The sequence below is a fragment of the Neisseria lisongii genome (assembly GCF_028463985.1).
GTDB lineage: Bacteria > Pseudomonadota > Gammaproteobacteria > Burkholderiales > Neisseriaceae > Neisseria > Neisseria lisongii.
The window spans coordinates 824,823-840,147 of the sequence record NZ_CP116766.1 but is presented as its reverse complement, the minus strand read 5'-3'; the positions used below and the strand labels follow the sequence as shown (position 1 = coordinate 840,147).

At 49.1% G+C, this 15,325-nt stretch carries 20 protein-coding genes; 15 read left to right on the top strand and 5 right to left on the bottom strand.

Annotated features, from left to right (window positions below):
- Window positions 1–18: 18 nt before the first annotated feature.
- From PJU73_RS03795 to PJU73_RS03785, 3 genes are read right to left on the bottom strand one after another with little or no spacing between them, the layout of a single operon-like run.
- On the bottom strand, window positions 19–1,050 hold the full coding sequence (locus PJU73_RS03795; RefSeq protein WP_237091456.1) for an ATP-binding protein: 1,032 nt from the start codon (window positions 1,048–1,050) through the stop codon (window positions 19–21).
- 14 nt (window positions 1,051–1,064) lie between these two features.
- Window positions 1,065–1,406 carry a hypothetical protein gene (locus tag PJU73_RS03790; RefSeq protein ID WP_237091457.1) on the bottom strand — a complete coding sequence of 114 codons (342 nt, stop codon included), beginning with the start codon at window positions 1,404–1,406 and terminating at the stop codon, window positions 1,065–1,067.
- 7 nt (window positions 1,407–1,413) lie between these two features.
- Window positions 1,414–2,307 (bottom strand): helix-turn-helix transcriptional regulator, encoded by an 894-nt coding sequence (locus PJU73_RS03785; protein WP_237091458.1) that lies wholly within the window; start codon window positions 2,305–2,307, stop codon window positions 1,414–1,416.
- A gap of 213 nt (window positions 2,308–2,520) precedes the next feature.
- Between PJU73_RS03785 and PJU73_RS03780 the strand changes: the two genes are divergently transcribed.
- A complete protein-coding gene (locus PJU73_RS03780) occupies window positions 2,521–2,862 on the top strand; it encodes a helix-turn-helix domain-containing protein (RefSeq protein ID WP_237091459.1) in 342 nt (113 codons plus the stop codon).
- A gap of 88 nt (window positions 2,863–2,950) precedes the next feature.
- Here the strand turns inward: PJU73_RS03780 and ygfZ are convergent, their stop codons facing one another.
- Both ygfZ and PJU73_RS03770 read right to left on the bottom strand, forming a co-directional pair.
- Complete coding sequence (ygfZ, locus tag PJU73_RS03775; RefSeq protein WP_237091460.1) at window positions 2,951–3,811, bottom strand: CAF17-like 4Fe-4S cluster assembly/insertion protein YgfZ; 861 nt, start codon at window positions 3,809–3,811, stop codon at window positions 2,951–2,953.
- 108 nt (window positions 3,812–3,919) lie between these two features.
- Window positions 3,920–4,276, bottom strand: a complete 357-nt coding sequence (locus tag PJU73_RS03770) for a RidA family protein (RefSeq protein WP_237091461.1) — start codon at window positions 4,274–4,276, stop codon at window positions 3,920–3,922.
- Between the two features lie 135 nt (window positions 4,277–4,411).
- Here PJU73_RS03770 and PJU73_RS03765 point away from each other — a divergent pair, with 135 nt between their 5' ends.
- The 14 genes from PJU73_RS03765 to PJU73_RS03700 all read left to right on the top strand — a co-directional run bounded on the left by PJU73_RS03765 (window position 4,412) and on the right by PJU73_RS03700 (window position 15,166).
- Window positions 4,412–4,891: an aminoacyl-tRNA deacylase gene (locus PJU73_RS03765; protein ID WP_165008200.1), complete on the top strand. Its 480-nt coding sequence runs from the start codon at window positions 4,412–4,414 to the stop codon at window positions 4,889–4,891.
- Between the two features lie 25 nt (window positions 4,892–4,916).
- On the top strand, window positions 4,917–5,789 hold the full coding sequence (locus PJU73_RS03760; RefSeq protein ID WP_237091462.1) for an EamA family transporter: 873 nt from the start codon (window positions 4,917–4,919) through the stop codon (window positions 5,787–5,789).
- A 240-nt stretch (window positions 5,790–6,029) separates the two neighbouring features.
- Window positions 6,030–6,821 carry a 3-methyl-2-oxobutanoate hydroxymethyltransferase gene (gene panB, locus PJU73_RS03755; RefSeq protein WP_237091463.1) on the top strand — a complete coding sequence of 264 codons (792 nt, stop codon included), beginning with the start codon at window positions 6,030–6,032 and terminating at the stop codon, window positions 6,819–6,821.
- A 97-nt stretch (window positions 6,822–6,918) separates the two neighbouring features.
- Window positions 6,919–7,752, top strand: coding sequence for a pantoate--beta-alanine ligase (panC, locus tag PJU73_RS03750; protein WP_237091464.1), 834 nt, complete (start codon window positions 6,919–6,921; stop codon window positions 7,750–7,752).
- Window positions 7,753–8,131: 379 nt separating this feature from the next.
- On the top strand, window positions 8,132–8,350 hold the full coding sequence (locus PJU73_RS03745; protein WP_237091465.1) for a dioxygenase: 219 nt from the start codon (window positions 8,132–8,134) through the stop codon (window positions 8,348–8,350).
- Window positions 8,331–8,711 carry a VanZ family protein gene (locus tag PJU73_RS03740; protein WP_237091466.1) on the top strand — a complete coding sequence of 127 codons (381 nt, stop codon included), beginning with the start codon at window positions 8,331–8,333 and terminating at the stop codon, window positions 8,709–8,711. Before PJU73_RS03745 ends, PJU73_RS03740 begins: the two co-directional genes overlap by 20 nt.
- A 167-nt stretch (window positions 8,712–8,878) precedes the next feature.
- Entirely contained in the window at window positions 8,879–9,190 is a 312-nt protein-coding gene (locus tag PJU73_RS03735) for a hypothetical protein (protein WP_237091467.1), read from the top strand.
- A gap of 32 nt (window positions 9,191–9,222) precedes the next feature.
- Window positions 9,223–10,254, top strand: coding sequence for a Holliday junction branch migration DNA helicase RuvB (ruvB, locus tag PJU73_RS03730; RefSeq protein ID WP_237091468.1), 1,032 nt, complete (start codon window positions 9,223–9,225; stop codon window positions 10,252–10,254).
- Between the two features lie 26 nt (window positions 10,255–10,280).
- Entirely contained in the window at window positions 10,281–10,571 is a 291-nt protein-coding gene (locus tag PJU73_RS03725; protein WP_237091469.1) for a hypothetical protein, read from the top strand.
- A gap of 83 nt (window positions 10,572–10,654) precedes the next feature.
- Window positions 10,655–11,806: an elongation factor P maturation arginine rhamnosyltransferase EarP gene (gene earP, locus PJU73_RS03720; RefSeq protein ID WP_237091470.1), complete on the top strand. Its 1,152-nt coding sequence runs from the start codon at window positions 10,655–10,657 to the stop codon at window positions 11,804–11,806.
- Window positions 11,807–11,845: 39 nt separating this feature from the next.
- On the top strand, window positions 11,846–12,409 hold the full coding sequence (gene efp / locus PJU73_RS03715) for an elongation factor P (protein WP_237091471.1): 564 nt from the start codon (window positions 11,846–11,848) through the stop codon (window positions 12,407–12,409).
- A 201-nt stretch (window positions 12,410–12,610) separates the two neighbouring features.
- On the top strand, window positions 12,611–12,880 hold the full coding sequence (locus PJU73_RS03710) for a type II toxin-antitoxin system HicB family antitoxin (protein WP_237091472.1): 270 nt from the start codon (window positions 12,611–12,613) through the stop codon (window positions 12,878–12,880).
- A gap of 124 nt (window positions 12,881–13,004) precedes the next feature.
- A complete protein-coding gene (locus PJU73_RS03705) occupies window positions 13,005–13,811 on the top strand; it encodes a DUF4198 domain-containing protein (RefSeq protein WP_237091490.1) in 807 nt (268 codons plus the stop codon).
- Window positions 13,812–14,167: 356 nt separating this feature from the next.
- On the top strand, window positions 14,168–15,166 hold the full coding sequence (locus PJU73_RS03700) for an iron ABC transporter substrate-binding protein (RefSeq protein ID WP_237091473.1): 999 nt from the start codon (window positions 14,168–14,170) through the stop codon (window positions 15,164–15,166).
- The last annotated feature ends 159 nt before the right edge of the window (window positions 15,167–15,325 follow it).

The following is a 15,325-nucleotide window of genomic DNA, read 5'->3' as shown; positions in this document are numbered from 1 at the left end:
ATTTCCTTATTAATTACATTACTCTGAAATACCCAATAATGTTCTTGCTGTGTTTACTTCTTCCAAAGTTTCAGAGCGAGAACGGCGATTACGATTACTTGCTACTTCTTGCTTGGCAAGTTTTACTTGAGAAATAACCGCTTGTAACTGTTCTAATGTTACTTTCGGAGCTACTTGAGCTTTTTCTGCTTCTAGTAACGCTTTAGGCAAAACTAAACGCATACAAGTACGAATTTCTCTACCAGAAAAACCTTCGGTTAATTCTGCAATATTTGCAATAATTTGTTCTCTTTCTCCTTCTAATGGAATTTGTTCAACTAACATTCTTTGCCATAATGCTTTACGGTTTTCCGAATCAGGTAAATCAAAATGGATATGATGGCTGATGCGGCTACGGAATGCTTCGTCATAGTTTTTGGCAAAATTTGTGGCAAAAATAGCAATTCCATCAAATTTTTCTAATTCAATTAGTAAGGTAGAACGCATGGAATTTACTTCATTATCAATCCCTTGTGTAACGGACGATAATCGCTTCCCTAATAAGGTATCGGCTTCATCAAAAAATAGAATCGCTCCGCTTTCTGTTGCTTTTTGGAAAACAGTTTGAATATTTTTTGATGTTTCTCCCATAAATTTGCTTTCTAATTCAGCAATGCCTAATTTAATAATAGGTAAATTTAAACTTCCGGCAAACGCTTCTGCTGTCAGTGTTTTACCTGTGCCTGGATCGCCATAAAAATTGAGTATGACGGATTTGCCTTGTTTATCTACAGAAGCAAAATTCCATTCTTCATAGATGATTTTATGAAATCGTAATTTTGCCATTCCTTCTTCAAGTTGAGTGCGTGTTGCAGAAGACAAAATAACATCTTCAAGTTTGTACTGAGGCTGGGTTGCTTCAACGGAAATAGAGGCTTGCTTTCCTTTCTGATTATTTAAAGTTGCTTTTTCCATATCAATATCGTTAATTTCACTTTTAAGTTCATTTTTAAGAGCACTCAGCACCTGAGCTGAATAATCATCTGAGTATTGCTTTTTAGCTTGAAACATTTTTTCATTCCTACTTATTTTTTAAACTCAACCAATATTCTATTGTTGGCAATATCGCGGCAGATTTCGTAGTCGGGGTTGTAGGTTAATAAATTGTGGGCAGCAATTCCGGCTAGGGCGGTAATACCGGCACCAATGGTAAGGAAACCGAGACCTGCGCTGACAAGCCGTCCTTTGGTATAAATTCGGCAAGTCAGGCGGTTGGCTTCGATAAGTTTTTCTAAAGTACCGACTTCTTCAAGCATATCGCTGAAGTCTATACCCCAGATTTCAAAGCTCTGTTTTTCCTGAATCAGCGTCAGATAGGTATTTTGGTCGGCTTCGCTGTAGTGGATTTGGTAAATGTTGTCGCTCATATTTAACTCACTTTCCTAAATAGTTTCTCAACCGTTGTTCCATTTTCTGCTGGAATGTTTCGGGGCTGATGATGGTGGCATCGGGCAGCCAGTATTGGACGATGGGGACGATTTCCATTTCGTTTACGTTTTCGCATTTGAGCAGCAGGCCGCCGTCGTTCAGTTTTTCCAAGATTTGCTGGTTGGGCAGCAGGGCGCGGCGTTGGAAGTAGGGGGCGGCTTTGGCGCTGATGCGGATGATGACGCTTTCTACTTGGTTGCCGTGGTAAATGCTGTCGTTGTCCTGTATGGCTTGCAGCAGTTCCGGGTTGTGTTCGAAACAGGTGTTTTGTCGGTTTAATCCCGCCATTTGGGTAAAGCAGAAGGTTTTTTGTTTGCCCGCTGCGCAGTCGATGCCGATGACGTACCAAATGCCGTTGCGGTTGAGCAGGGCGTAGGGTTCGAGGGTGTAGTATTTGCCGCTTTCTTGTCCGGCTTTGCGGTAGTGGAATTCAATCGGGTTGCGGTGTTCTACGGCGTGGTTGATGAGTTGGAACTCGTGCAGCTTGTCTTTAATGTCTTCGTATTGAAAGCCTTTAATCTGTACGCTTTGGGTCAGGTGTTCTTGGTAGAAACGGCGGTCGATTTGGGGCAGTAGGTCTTGAATGCTGCAAAAACGGGCGAAGCGTTCGATGTCTTGCGGATAGAGGTGGCCGAGTTTGGCTTTGTCGAGGCTGTAATGGCGGGGGCCTTGTTCGTTCCATGCGAGAAAGTCAAGGCGTTCGTTGAGGTCTCGCTGAATGGTGCGGGGCGTGGTTTGGAATTCTTCGGCGAGTTGTTGAATATCGAGGCGTTCGCCTTTGTTGAGCCTGCAGAGTATTTCGGTGAGCCGGTAGGCCAGTTTTTCGTGTTTGCCTTTCATTATTCGCCTCGTGTTGAATGGGAATGGGGGAATTGTACGGTTTGGGGTTGCACGGTTGTGTCGCAGGCTTAGGCTGTTTTGTAATTTTTTGTGAATATTATGTAGTGTTTCTATCTTAATTTAAGAATAAAATTCTTTCAACAGAATTTTAGTCGGTTATTTTGGATGTTTAAATAGCGGATATTTGGGGTTTTGGAAAACTCGGTAAATATCGTGAAAGCTACCATCAATCAAACCATCGGCAATACGGTTGCCAAATACCGGAAAAGCTGCGGCATGACGCAGGAGCAATTGGCAGAGCGTTTGAATTTGAGTTTGGATGCGGTATCCCGTTTGGAGCGGGGCGGTATCGGTTGGACGGTGGAGCGTTTGCTTGAATTGGCGGATATTTTTAATTGCGATACGGTGGATCTGCTTCAGGAAGGCAGCACGAGGGTGCGTGATCAGGCGGTGCAGCTTGAAGCCTTGCTGCGTCGGCTTGACGAGCCGGAACGGGTTGAACTGTTAAACTTAATCCGGCAGATGGTGGCTTGGAAAAAGGGCGGGGATTTTTGAGACAGTTATAATCAATGTTTGCACCATGCCGTCTGAAAATCGGGAAAACCGGTTTTCAGACGGCATGGTGTTATTTATTGCTTGCGGTTTATTCGCTGTCGATTTGGAAAAACCGTTGTTCCACTTGCAGCGGGTTGCCGTTGCTGTCGCTTAATGCTGCTTGGGCGGCGGCGAATTTGATAACGGCGAGGCTGAGGGTTTGTCCGCCGTTGCGGGCGGCGTTGATGATGATGCCGGCTTCTTCGCCGTTGTGTTCGACCGCAGTTCCTGCTGCGGGGTTATTATTGCCGGAGAGGATGGCCAAGCCTCGTTTGACTTGCCCTCGGTATTGGGCGCGAGCGATGATTTCTTGGCCGGGATAGCAGCCTTTTTTAAAGTGAACGCCGCCGATGGTGTGCTGGTTGAGCATTTGGGCAACGGCGGTTTCTTTGGTGGCGGCGCTGATCCACGGGTAGCCGCTTTGGATTTCGTGCAGTTGCCATGTGTTTTCAGCGTCTGCTTGGTAAGCGGGCAAGTCGTCGGCCAAGCCGATTTTCAGACGGCCTGTGTGCGGCAGGGCAACGGTGGTGATGCCGTTTTCCGTAGCGGCGGGAAAAGTGAAGCAGGGTTCGGCGGCGGTTTGCGCTTTGGCCTTGTCGTCCAATTCGCAGGCGACGGCAAAATCGGGCAGCGGTTCAAACACGACTTTGGCACGCAATACAAACATGCGCAGGCGTTTGATAACGCTCTCGAGCAGGTCGGCGGCCATCACCAGCAGCAAATCGTCGCCACGGTTGATTACCAGCATATTGGCAATCACCCGGCCTTTGGGCGTGTTGTAGGTGGCGTAGCAGGCTTCGTTGGCTTGCAGCGCTTCGATATGGTTGGAAAGTTGGCCGTGTAAAAAAGCGGTGCGCTCATCGCCGCTGACACGGGCCACGCCGAAAAACGGCAGGCGTGAGGTGTGCATAGTCTGTCCTTAGCGTTGGGAAACATGATGGCGAGATGGGGACGCTTGCCGGAAAGTAAAGGGATTTGTTCGAATATTTCGGAACAAATCCCTTATCTTTACCGCCAATCAAGGTTTGATCTGAACGGCGGAAACTTTGATTTCGACTTTCCATTCGGGATTGGCGAGCTTGGCTTCCACGCAGGCACGGGCGGGGCTGCGTTGGGGATTGACCCATGCGTCCCAAGCTTCGTTCATGGCGGCGTAGTCGGCGAGGTCGGGCAGGAAGATGGTGGCTTCGAGAATATGCTGTTTGTCCGAACCGCATTGCGCCAGCCAGTGGTCGATTTGCGCCAACACGTTTTCGGTTTGGGCTTTGACGTTGTCTCCGGTGTTTTCCGGTACCATGCCGGAGAGAAAAACGAAGCCGTTGGCAACAGTGGCTTCGGAAAGGCGGGGCGTTTGGCCGAAATATTGGACAGTCATGCTGAGGATTCCTTAAAAGTGTGAATGATTGTTAAACCAAAAGTGCGGTATATGGTAACATTTGCGCTTTGCATTGTCTTTGATTTTCAGACGGCATGCCGTCTGAAAATCAAAGAATTTAATGGAAGGGAAACGATGAGTAAACAGGATTATCCGGTAACCGCCGCCGTGCGGGTGTGGCGCAGCGCCAAAATCGAATTTCGTCCGTATGTCTATCCTTATGAGGAACACGGCGGCACGGCGCAGTTTGCGGCTCTGTTTGATACAGACGAACATTGTGTGATTAAAACCATTGTTTTGCAAAATGAAAACAAACAGGGGCTGATTGTATTGATGCACGGCGACAAACAGATTTCCACCCGCAATCTTGCCCGTGAATTGGGCATGAAACACATCGAGCCGGCCGATCCGAAGCAGGCAAACAAATGGACGGGTTATCTGGTCGGCGGCACAACGCCGTTCGGCTGCAAAACGGCGTTGCCGGTCTATGTCGAGCAATCGATTTGGGATTTGCCCGAAATCTATATCAACGGCGGCAAGCGGGGCTTTATCGCCGCCATTTCGCCCGAGGGTTTGAAAGTGTTGAATCCGCAAACGGTAAATGTAGCGGTATAAGGTTTTGAAATAAAAAGGGAATAAAATGATTTATCTTTTGGCCAGTATTTTGTGCAGCGTCAGCGTGTCGGTTTTGCTGAAAATCGCCCGCAAACAGAAAATCGATATCGAGCAGGCGGTGGCGGTGAACTATATTGTGGCAGTGGCGCTGACGATGTGGGTTTTGCAGCCTGATCTGCACCAGCCGCAACAGTTTTTGCCGACATGGTGGATTTTCGCCGCCTTGGGCGTGTTGTTGCCCGGCGTGTTTATCATTATGGGGCGGGCGGTCGAGCAGGTCGGGATTGTCAAATCGGACGCAGCGCAGCGATTATCGCTGTTTTTGCCGATTTTGGCATCGTTTCTGATTTTCGGCGAAACGCTTACCGAAGGGCGTTTGATCGGGATTGTGCTGGCGTTTGCAGCGCTGCTGTGTCTGTTGTGGAAAGCGGATACCGCAAAAAAAGGCGGCACGCTGACGCAGCAGGCGGGCTTGCTGTTGGGCGTTTGGGCGGGCTACGGTGTGATCGATATTCTGTTCAAACAGCTGGCAAAAAGCGGCACGGCGTTTTCGGGCAATCTGCTGGTGGCGTTTTGTCTGGCAGCGGTGTTGATGTTCGGCTGGCTGTTTGCCAAAGGCAGCAAGTGGCGGCCGGAAAGCATTATCGGCGGCGCAGTGTTGGGCGGATTGAATTTTCTGAATATCCTGACCTATATCCGGGCGCACCAAACCCTGAGCGAGAATCCGAGCATCGTATTTGCCGGTATGAACATGGGCGTGATTGTATTGGGTACGCTGATTGGTGCCGGTTTCTTCAAGGAAAAAATCAGCAGCATCAACGCCGCCGGTATCAGCATGGCGCTGGTCGCCGTGGTGTGTCTGTTTTATTGGGAAACGCTGCGTTCATGGGTATCGTGAACCCACTTTAAAAGTATTACGGCGTTGGCTCGCCTAGCCGTACTATCTGTACTGTCTTCGGCTCGCCGCCTTGTCCTACTTTTTAGTGAATTCACTATAGCTTGGTAGGCTATCACCTGAATAAACAAATTTTTGCAATCAAATTGGAACGGTTTTCCCACATTGCGGCGGCAAAACTTTATAATAGCGGCTTCTTAATCAGACTGAGGCCGTCTGAAAATCAGGCGGGATAATGAAAATATGATTACTGTAAACACCTTGCGCAAAATGAAGCAGGACGGTGAAAAAATCGCCATGCTGACCGCTTACGAAGCGAGCTTTGCTTCGCTGGCGGAAAATGCCGGCGTGGACGTTTTGCTGGTGGGCGACTCGCTGGGTATGGCTGTGCAGGGGCGGGCTTCGACTTTGCCGGTGAGCTTGGCGGATATGTGTTATCACACCAAATGCGTGGCACGGGGTGCAAAAAATGCGTTGATACTCAGCGATTTGCCGTTCGGTGCGTATCAGCAGAGCAAAGAACAGGCGTTTGCAGCGGCGGCGGAACTGATGGCGGCCGGTGCGCATATGGTCAAACTCGAAGGCGGCGCATTTATGGCGGAAACCACCGCATTTCTGCAGCAGCGGGGCATTCCCGTGTGCGCCCATATCGGTCTGACACCGCAGTCGGTGTTTGCCTTCGGTGGCTATAAAGTGCAGGGGCGGGGCGATCAGGCAGCAGTATTGCTGAACGATGCCCGTGCGCATGAAGAAGCCGGTGCCGCCGTATTGCTGATGGAATGCGTACCGGCGGAATTGGGCAAACAGGTAACCGAAGCCGCAAGCTGTCCGACCATCGGTATCGGCGCAGGCGCAGATTGCGACGGGCAGGTATTGGTGATGCACGATATGCTGGGCATATTCCCCGGCAAAACCGCCAAATTCGTGAAAAATTTTATGGCGGGGCAAAACAGCATTCAGGCAGCAGTGGCGGCCTATGTCGCCGAAGTCAAAGCCAAAACCTTCCCCGCCGATGAACACACTTTTGCCATGTAAGGCAAAACCGCATTTTCAGACGGCCTCAAGCCCTGATTTGAAGATTCAGGGCAGGCCGTCTGAAAAACAGCGTTCCAAATAAGGAATAACCCACACCATGAAAATCATTCATACCGTTCAAGAACTGCGGGCGTGGCGCAAAACCGCCGGCAAAGTCGCTTTCGTTCCGACCATGGGCAACCTGCACGAAGGCCATTTGGCATTGGTGCGCGAAGCCGCCAAACGGGCAGACAATATCGTTGTCAGCATTTTCGTCAACCGCCTGCAATTCGGGCAGGGCGAAGATTTCGACCGCTATCCCCGCACCTTGCAGCAAGATGCCGACAAACTGGCAGGCGAGGGCGTGGCCGTTATTTTTGCGCCGGACGAAAAAGAACTGTATCCGCATACCGAACAACGCTTCAACATCGAGCCGCCGCATCTGCAAAACGAATTGTGCGGTAAATTCCGCCCCGGCCATTTCCGAGGCGTTGCCACCGTCGTTGCCAAACTCTTCAACATCGTTTGCCCCGATGTCGCCTGTTTCGGCAAAAAAGACTACCAGCAGCTTGCCATCATCAAAGGCTTGGTGGAAGACCTGAATTTCCCGATTGAAATCGTCCCCGTCGATACCGGAAGAGCCGACGACGGCTTGGCACTCTCCAGCCGCAACCAATACCTGAACGAACAAGAACGGGCAGAAGCCCCGCAACTGTATCAAGTATTGCAAAGCGTCGCCACCCGACTTTCAGACGGCAATACCGACTACGTTGCCTTGGAGCAAAACGCCGCCGCCGAACTCAACGCCCGAGGCTGGACAGTCGATTATGTCGAAATCCGCCGAGCCGAAGATTTGGCCGTTGCCCGCAGCGGCGACAAAGCCCTCGTTATCCTCGCCGCCGCCCGCTTGGGCCGGACACGGCTGATCGATAATTTGGAAGTGGTTTTATAGTTAAAACACCGAAGTTTCTGTACAAAATATAGTGGATTAACTGAATAATCCATACCATTTAATCCGGCACTTGTAGGATGTGCGCCAAAGCACGCACCTGTTCTGTGAGTTTTATGTCGAAGCCGTCTGAAAATCCGATTTTAGCTTCGCCGAAGTTCGCTACGCTCATTTTCAGACGGCATTTATATGAAATTTAAAGAACACGTGCATATTTAGGCAAGCACGCTACACACGATTCCTCGTCCCGCTACGGGAAGGGAAAGGGTGGCTCGCTGCAGTATCATATTTTTTTATAAAACCGAAAACAGCGATGCCGTCTGAAAATATCCCCGATTTTCAGACGGCATCATCTCAAGCAATTTTCATCAAAACAAAGACCATGAGCGAACTGACAGACTTAATCCGCACCGAAACCGTCGGCACGGTCGAAGAAACCCTCAATTTTCTGCTTTATGAATGCAGCATAGACGAAGCGCCGAAGCCGCAGGAAGTGGCACAATGGCAAAACTGGCTGCAGCAGCGGGGCGGAAAATTCACCCGACTGGCCGCACTGTGCCAAACATGGCTGGACGAAGAACATGAGCTTGCCCAAAAATAAATTTACCCTGTTTGCCGCCCTGTGGTTTGCCGCCTCAATCTACGCACTGCTGTTTCACCACAGCAGCGGCGGCGCTATGCCGTTTCCCCATTTTGACAAACTGGTACATTTCCTACTATTTTTCGCCCAAATCTGGCTTTGCACCCGGGCATATCGAGCCGCAGGAAAAAACATTCCCATAGTCGGACTATTATCAGCGGCACTGATATGGGCGGTTGCCAGCGAATTGGCGCAGGCACTGTTTACCCTAGACCGAGAAGGCACATGGGGCGACGCACTCGCCGATATATGCGGCGCAGCCGCCGCACTTTATTTGGCCAAACAGGTTGAGCGGGTAGAACATATCCGTAAATCATCCTAAATTTAAAAAAGGGAATAAAGATTTTGCATGAAACTGATTTAGGCTATTTTTTACCATATTAAAAATTTAACATAATATACATTATACGAATAAAAATAGTTTTCCGAAAACAGGGGTAATACGGCTATAATATCAGCCTTATTTAATTTGTCTGATGCTGTTTTTTCATGATAACCGAAAACGATTTGCTGCTCTCAAAAATTACCAATTCTGATTATCGGCGTATGATTCAAACTGCTTGCGCTGAGTTTAGCGCTGCCGAGCTGGCGTTGTTGAACGATATTTTAAGCCGTTTTCAGTTTGACGTGGTTCAGGCGCAGGCTTTGGCTCAGGCGGTTTTGCAGCAGGTTCGGTTTGATCCGAATGCGTTTCATATCGACAGCGATGATGAGGATATAACCGGTGTGTGTCCGCACTGTATCAATCCGCCGTTACCGCCGCTGCGTGATTATCTGGTTTGGCGTGAAATGCGCGGTTGAGGCCGTCTGAAAATCTGAATGGATAAACGTTTATGCTACATACCGACAATTTGACTGCCCAATCGCCCCAGCGTATTGTTTCTTCAAAGAATATTTCCCAACAAGAGGAATTATTGGAACGGGCGTTGCGGCCGAAAAGTCTGAGCGACTATATCGGACAGCCCAAAGCCAAGGAGCAGTTGGCTATTTTTATTGAGGCGGCGAAAAACCGTGGCGAGGCTTTGGATCATACTTTGCTGTTTGGTCCGCCGGGCTTGGGGAAAACGACGCTGGCGCATATTATTGCCAATGAATTGGGCGTGAATCTGCGACAGACTTCGGGGCCGGTGTTGGAACGAACCGGTGATTTGGTGGCGCTTTTGACCACGCTTGATCCGCATGATGTGCTGTTTATTGATGAAATCCACCGTTTGAGTCCGGTGGTTGAGGAAATGCTGTACCCTGCCCTTGAGGATTATCAATTAGACATTATGATCGGTGAAGGACCGGCGGCCCGTTCGGTGAAAATCGATTTACCGCCGTTTACGCTGATTGGTGCGACCACCCGTGCCGGTATGCTGACCAATCCGCTGCGCGACCGTTTCGGCATTGTTTCTCGATTAGAGTTTTATGAAAACAACGATTTAGCTACCATTGTCCGCCGTTCGGCTGCGTTGTTGGAGCTGGATATGGATCACGACGGGGCTTTGGAAGTGGCACGCCGCAGCCGTGGCACGCCCCGAATTGCCAACCGTCTGCTGCGGCGGGTGCGGGATTATGCTGAAGTGAAAAACAACGGTTTGATTGATACGGCGGTGGCTGATGCGGCGTTGAGTATGCTGGATGTCGATTATCAGGGTTTGGATGTGATGGACCGCAAATTTTTGGAAGCGGTGTTGCACAAATTCAACGGCGGGCCGGTGGGTTTGGAAAATATTGCAGCGGCCATTGGCGAATCGACCGATACGATTGAAGATGTGATTGAGCCGTATCTGATTCAGCAAGGCTTTTTGCAGCGCACGCCGCGCGGGCGGGTGGCGACCGAACGCAGCTATCTGCATTTTGGTTTGGATTGTTCAAAATAGTTTATAAAACAAAAGATTAAATAATTATGGCTGTTTCCGATTCTCAAAAATTATGGCTGCGCTGGCTGATTGTCTGCCTGATTCCGCTGCTGACGCTGTTGGTTTTCGCCCTCTTCCCGCCGCCGGATCAAACCCAATATTTTATCAACGGCATTATTTTGGCGTGTGAGGCTACATTTCTGTTTAAATTCGTCTTATTCGGCGTGATTCACTGCCATTTGCGGCAAGATTTTGCGTTAAAACGGAAAAATATGCTGCTGTTTATTCCGATTATTGCCTTGATTGTGTATCTGTTTCACTATTACGGCGTATTCTAAACCGCAAAGGCCGTCTGAAAACTGCAAGTTTTGCTCAAACCGCATTTTCAGACGGCCTGTTTGATTTTTAACCGACAAAACTTATGCTTCCCAAACATCCTTACCATATTTGGCTGTTTTGCAACGTTATCGACAATTACGGCGACATCGGCGTTTCGTGGCGGCTGGCACGCAGTCTGCAGCGGGAATTAAATGCCGAAGTGTCGTTGTGGGTGGACGATTTTGCCGCCCTTTCCGCTTTATGCCCAAATGTGCCGCCGCTGCCCTGCCGTTATCAGGCAATTCATCTTTACCGCTGGAATTCAAATCATGCCGAAGCGGCGGGAACTTTGCCGCCGCCGGATATGGTGATTGAAACGTTTGCCTGCGAACTGCCTGAAAACATACAGCAAATTATCCGCAACAGCGGCCCTGTGTGGCTGAACTGGGAATACCTCAGCGCTGAAGTCAGCAACGAACGGCTGCATCTTCTGCCCTCGCCGCAAGCCGGCGGCATACAGAAATATTTTTGGTTTATGGGTTTCGGCGAAGCCGGCGGCGGCCTGATTCGGGAACGGGATTACTGCATTTATCCGCCTGACGAGCAGGAACAGTTCCGCCGCAAAATCAATCTACCCCAAACCGATACGCCCACATGGCTGTTGTTTGGCTATCGCAGCGAAATTTGGGCAAAATGGCTGGAAATGTGGCGGCAATACGACAAACCGATAACCCTGCTGCTGGCGGGTGGGCAAATCATCGACAGTTTGCGGCAAAGCGGCTGCGTGCCGCCCGATGCGTTGCAACAGGACGGTAGCTGTTTCCGCACCGGCTGCCTGACGCTATACCGCCTACCCTTTGTTCCGCAACAAGATTTCGACCGCCTGCTGCAGTTTTCAGACGGCCTGATTGTGCGCGGCGAAGACAGTTTCATGCGGGCGCAATATGCCGCCAAACCTTTTTTCTGGCATATTTATCCGCAAGATGAAAATGTTCATTTAGACAAATTGCACGCTTTTTGGCGCAAAGCCGCCGACTGCTACGCCCCTGAAATTTCCGCCGCCCACCAAGCCCTGTCGGACGAATTAAACGGCGGCATAACTTTGACGGCGCAAGAGCGTCTGCACGCTTGGAAGCTGCTCGACAGCCGCTTTGATGTGTGGCGGAGAAGCACCGAAACATGGCGTGATTTTCTGTTTGCGCAGCCTTCCGCTTTGGAAAAACTAGCCAAATTTATATCAAATACGCTAAAATAACACGTTTTACTGATAACCGATTTTGATTGGAAAACACAAATGAAAACAGCTCAAGAATTACGTGCCGGTAATGTATTTATGGTGGGCAACGATCCTATGGTCGTGCAAAAAAGCGAATACATCAAAGGCGGCCGCAGCTCTGCCAAAGTCAGCATGAAACTGAAAAACCTGCTGACCGGCGCAGCCAGCGAAACCATTTATAAAGCCGACGACAAATTCGACGTAGTCGTATTGTCCCGCAAAAACTGTACCTATAGCTACTTTGCCGATCCGATGTATGTCTTCATGGACGAAGAATTCAACCAATACGAAATCGAAGCCGAAAACATCGGCGACGCATTGAAATTCATCGTTGACGGCATGGAAGACCAATGCGAAGTTACCTTCTACGAAGGCAACCCGATTTCTGTCGAACTGCCAACCATCATCGTACGCGAAGTGGAATACACCGAGCCTGCGGTTAAAGGCGACACTTCAGGCAAAGTAATGAAAACTGCACGCTTGGTTGGCGGCACCGAAATCCAAGTAATGGCCTACATCGAAACCGGCGACAAAGTGGAAATCGATACCCGTACCGGCGAATTCCGCAAACGTGCGGCTTAATGCTTTAAACAGCATAAGCGCTTGAATTGATATTGAATAAGGCCGTCTGAAAATCGGATTTTCAGACGGCCTTTGGGCGTTTTCTATAGTGAAATAACCCCAAAACAATACAAGGCGGCAAGCCGCAGACAGTATGGACAATACGGCAAGGCGAAGCCAACGCTGTAGTACTTTAAGATTATTTCACTATAGAGACTTGGTATGCTTTACCCTGCACAATTTACACCCGATGAAAAAGGCGGATATATTGTTACCTTCCGTGATATTCCGGAAGCCATAACGCAAGGCGACGACTTGGTTGAAACCCGTATGATGGCTGAAGATGCTTTGCAGTGTGCAATGGATTTTTATTTTGAGCATCATCGGCGAATTCCTTTACCCTCCAAGCTGCAGAAAGGCGAAGAGTGGGTGGCGCTTCCGGAAAACATGGTCTTGAAAGTCTTATCGTTCAATGAACAGTTGGTGGAATAGAAACCGACAAGTACAGTGATTCCTCCATCAACGGTCTGAATGCTCTTATCCCCGCCCCTCTTTTCTTCTAACATTTTTTGTTATACTATAACAAATCATTTCTCTCCGCATTTAAGGATTCATGATGAAGAAAACCGTTTTACTGATTACCTCAGCCCTGTTTCTCTCCACCGCCGCACACGCCCACCGTGTTTGGGTGGAAACCGCCCACACCCACGGCGGCGAATATCTGAACGCAGAATTGGGCTACGGCGAATTTCCTGAGTTGGAGCCGATTGCCAAAGACCGTCTGCACATTTTCAGCAAACCGATGCAGCTGGTTACAGAAAAAGGCAAAGAAAATATGCTGCAAAAAGGCACATATAATTACCAATACCGCAGCAACCACCCGGTTAAAGACGGTAGCTATTTGGTGATTGCCGAATACCAACCGACTTTCTGGTCGAAAAATCAGGCGGGCTGGAAGCAAAACGATATGAAACAGATGCCGGATGCTGCTTATTGCGAACAAACCCGCATGTACGGCAAAAACATCGTCAATGTCGGCCATGAAAGTGCCGATACTGCTGTGATTACCAAGCAAGTCGGCCAACTGCTGGAAATCGTGCCTTTGGATAATCCGGCCAATGTTCACGTCGGCGAACGCTTTAAAGTGCGTGTGCTGTATCGTGGCGAGCCGCTGCCGGGTGCAACGCTCACTGCCACTTACGACGGTTTTGATAACAGCGACCGCAAGAAAACCCATAAAACCGAAGCGCAGGCATTCTCAGACACCACCAACGACAACGGCGAAGTGGACATTATCCCGTTGCGCCAAGGTTTCTGGAAAGCCAATGTTGAATATAAAACCGATTTCCCTGATCAAAAAGTCTGCCAAAAAGAATCTACTTACACGACGCTGACTTTCCAAATCGGCCATTCTCACCACTAATTTCCTATATTGAGTGAACATATTCAGTGAACATGTGTATGCTCCGGCAGACGTGTTCACTGAATTTTACATCGATGCCGTCTGAAAATCAGATTTTCAGACGGCATGTTTTTTGAATACGGGATTTTTGGTGCTTTATGAGATGAAGTTTCAATTATATCTCTCAACTCCAAACCATTTTGTAAAAAAGAACTATTTGCATTTTTTATTCCAAAGTTTTAGAATGAACCCCGTGTCGGCATCATGCCGTCTGAAAACCGGCTGCCGTATCATCTTGAATTGATTTAATCCACCATGATACGCCATCCGATTCAACCGCAACGCCGCTTCCGAGGCGGCATTTTCAGAGGAAAACTATGAACGCCCGTTCCATTAAAGCCACCACGCTGGCTCTCTCCCTGCTCTTTTCCGCCCAAAGTTTTGCCGATATTACGGTATATAACGGCCAGCACAAAGAAGCTACCCAAGCCGTAGCCAACGCTTTTACCAAAGCCACCGGCATTAAAGTAACGCTCAACAGCGGCAAAAGCGAACAGCTTGCCGGTCAAATCAAAGAAGAAGGCGGCAACAGCCCTGCCGATGTTTTCTATTCCGAACAAATCCCTCCTTTGGTAACGCTGTCTGCCGCCAACCTGCTTGAGCCGCTGCCGGCTGCAACCATTAAAAACACCGCATCCAAAGGCGTGCCTGCCGCTGCCAAAAAAGACTGGGTAGCCTTGAGCGGCCGTTCCCGTGTGGTGGTGTACGACACACGCAAACTGTCTGAAAAAGACTTGGAAAAATCCGTGCTGAATTACGCTACGCCGAAATGGAAAGACCGTATCGGCTATGTACCGACTTCAGGCGCATTCTTGGAACAAGTGGTTGCCATCGTGAAGCTGAAAGGCCAAGCCGCTGCGTTGAACTGGCTGAAAGGCTTGAAAGCCAACGGCAAACTGTATGCGAAAAATACCGTTGCCCTGCAAGCGGTAGAAAACGGCGAAGTGCCTGCTGCGCTGATTAACAACTACTACTGGTATGCGCTGGCCAAAGAAAAAGGCACTGCCAACCTCAATTCCCGCCTGAACTTTGTCCGTCATCAAGATCCGGGCGCGCTGGTAACCTATTCCGGCGCTGCGGTATTGAAAACCTCTAAAAACAAAGCTGAAGCGAAAAAATTTGTAGAATTTTTGTCCAGCAAACCGGGCCAACAGGCATTGGCGGCCGCCCGTGCCGAATATCCGCTGCATCCCGGCGTGAAATCTGCATTCAATATGGAACCTTATGCCAAACTGCAGGCGCCGGTGGTATCTGCAACCACGGTTGCGGATAAAGAGTTGGCAACCAAATTGTTGGAACAGGCCGGCTTAAAATAAGGCCGTCTGAAAAACGTGTTTTAGCGAAGCATAAACTGTTTGATTTCAAACAAAGTGATTGGGTATAATTGCCGAAATTTGGTTTGAAATGAAATTTTCTCTTATTAAAAAAATGATTGAAGATTATTTTCTGCTGAATTTCACTTTTTAATATGAAAT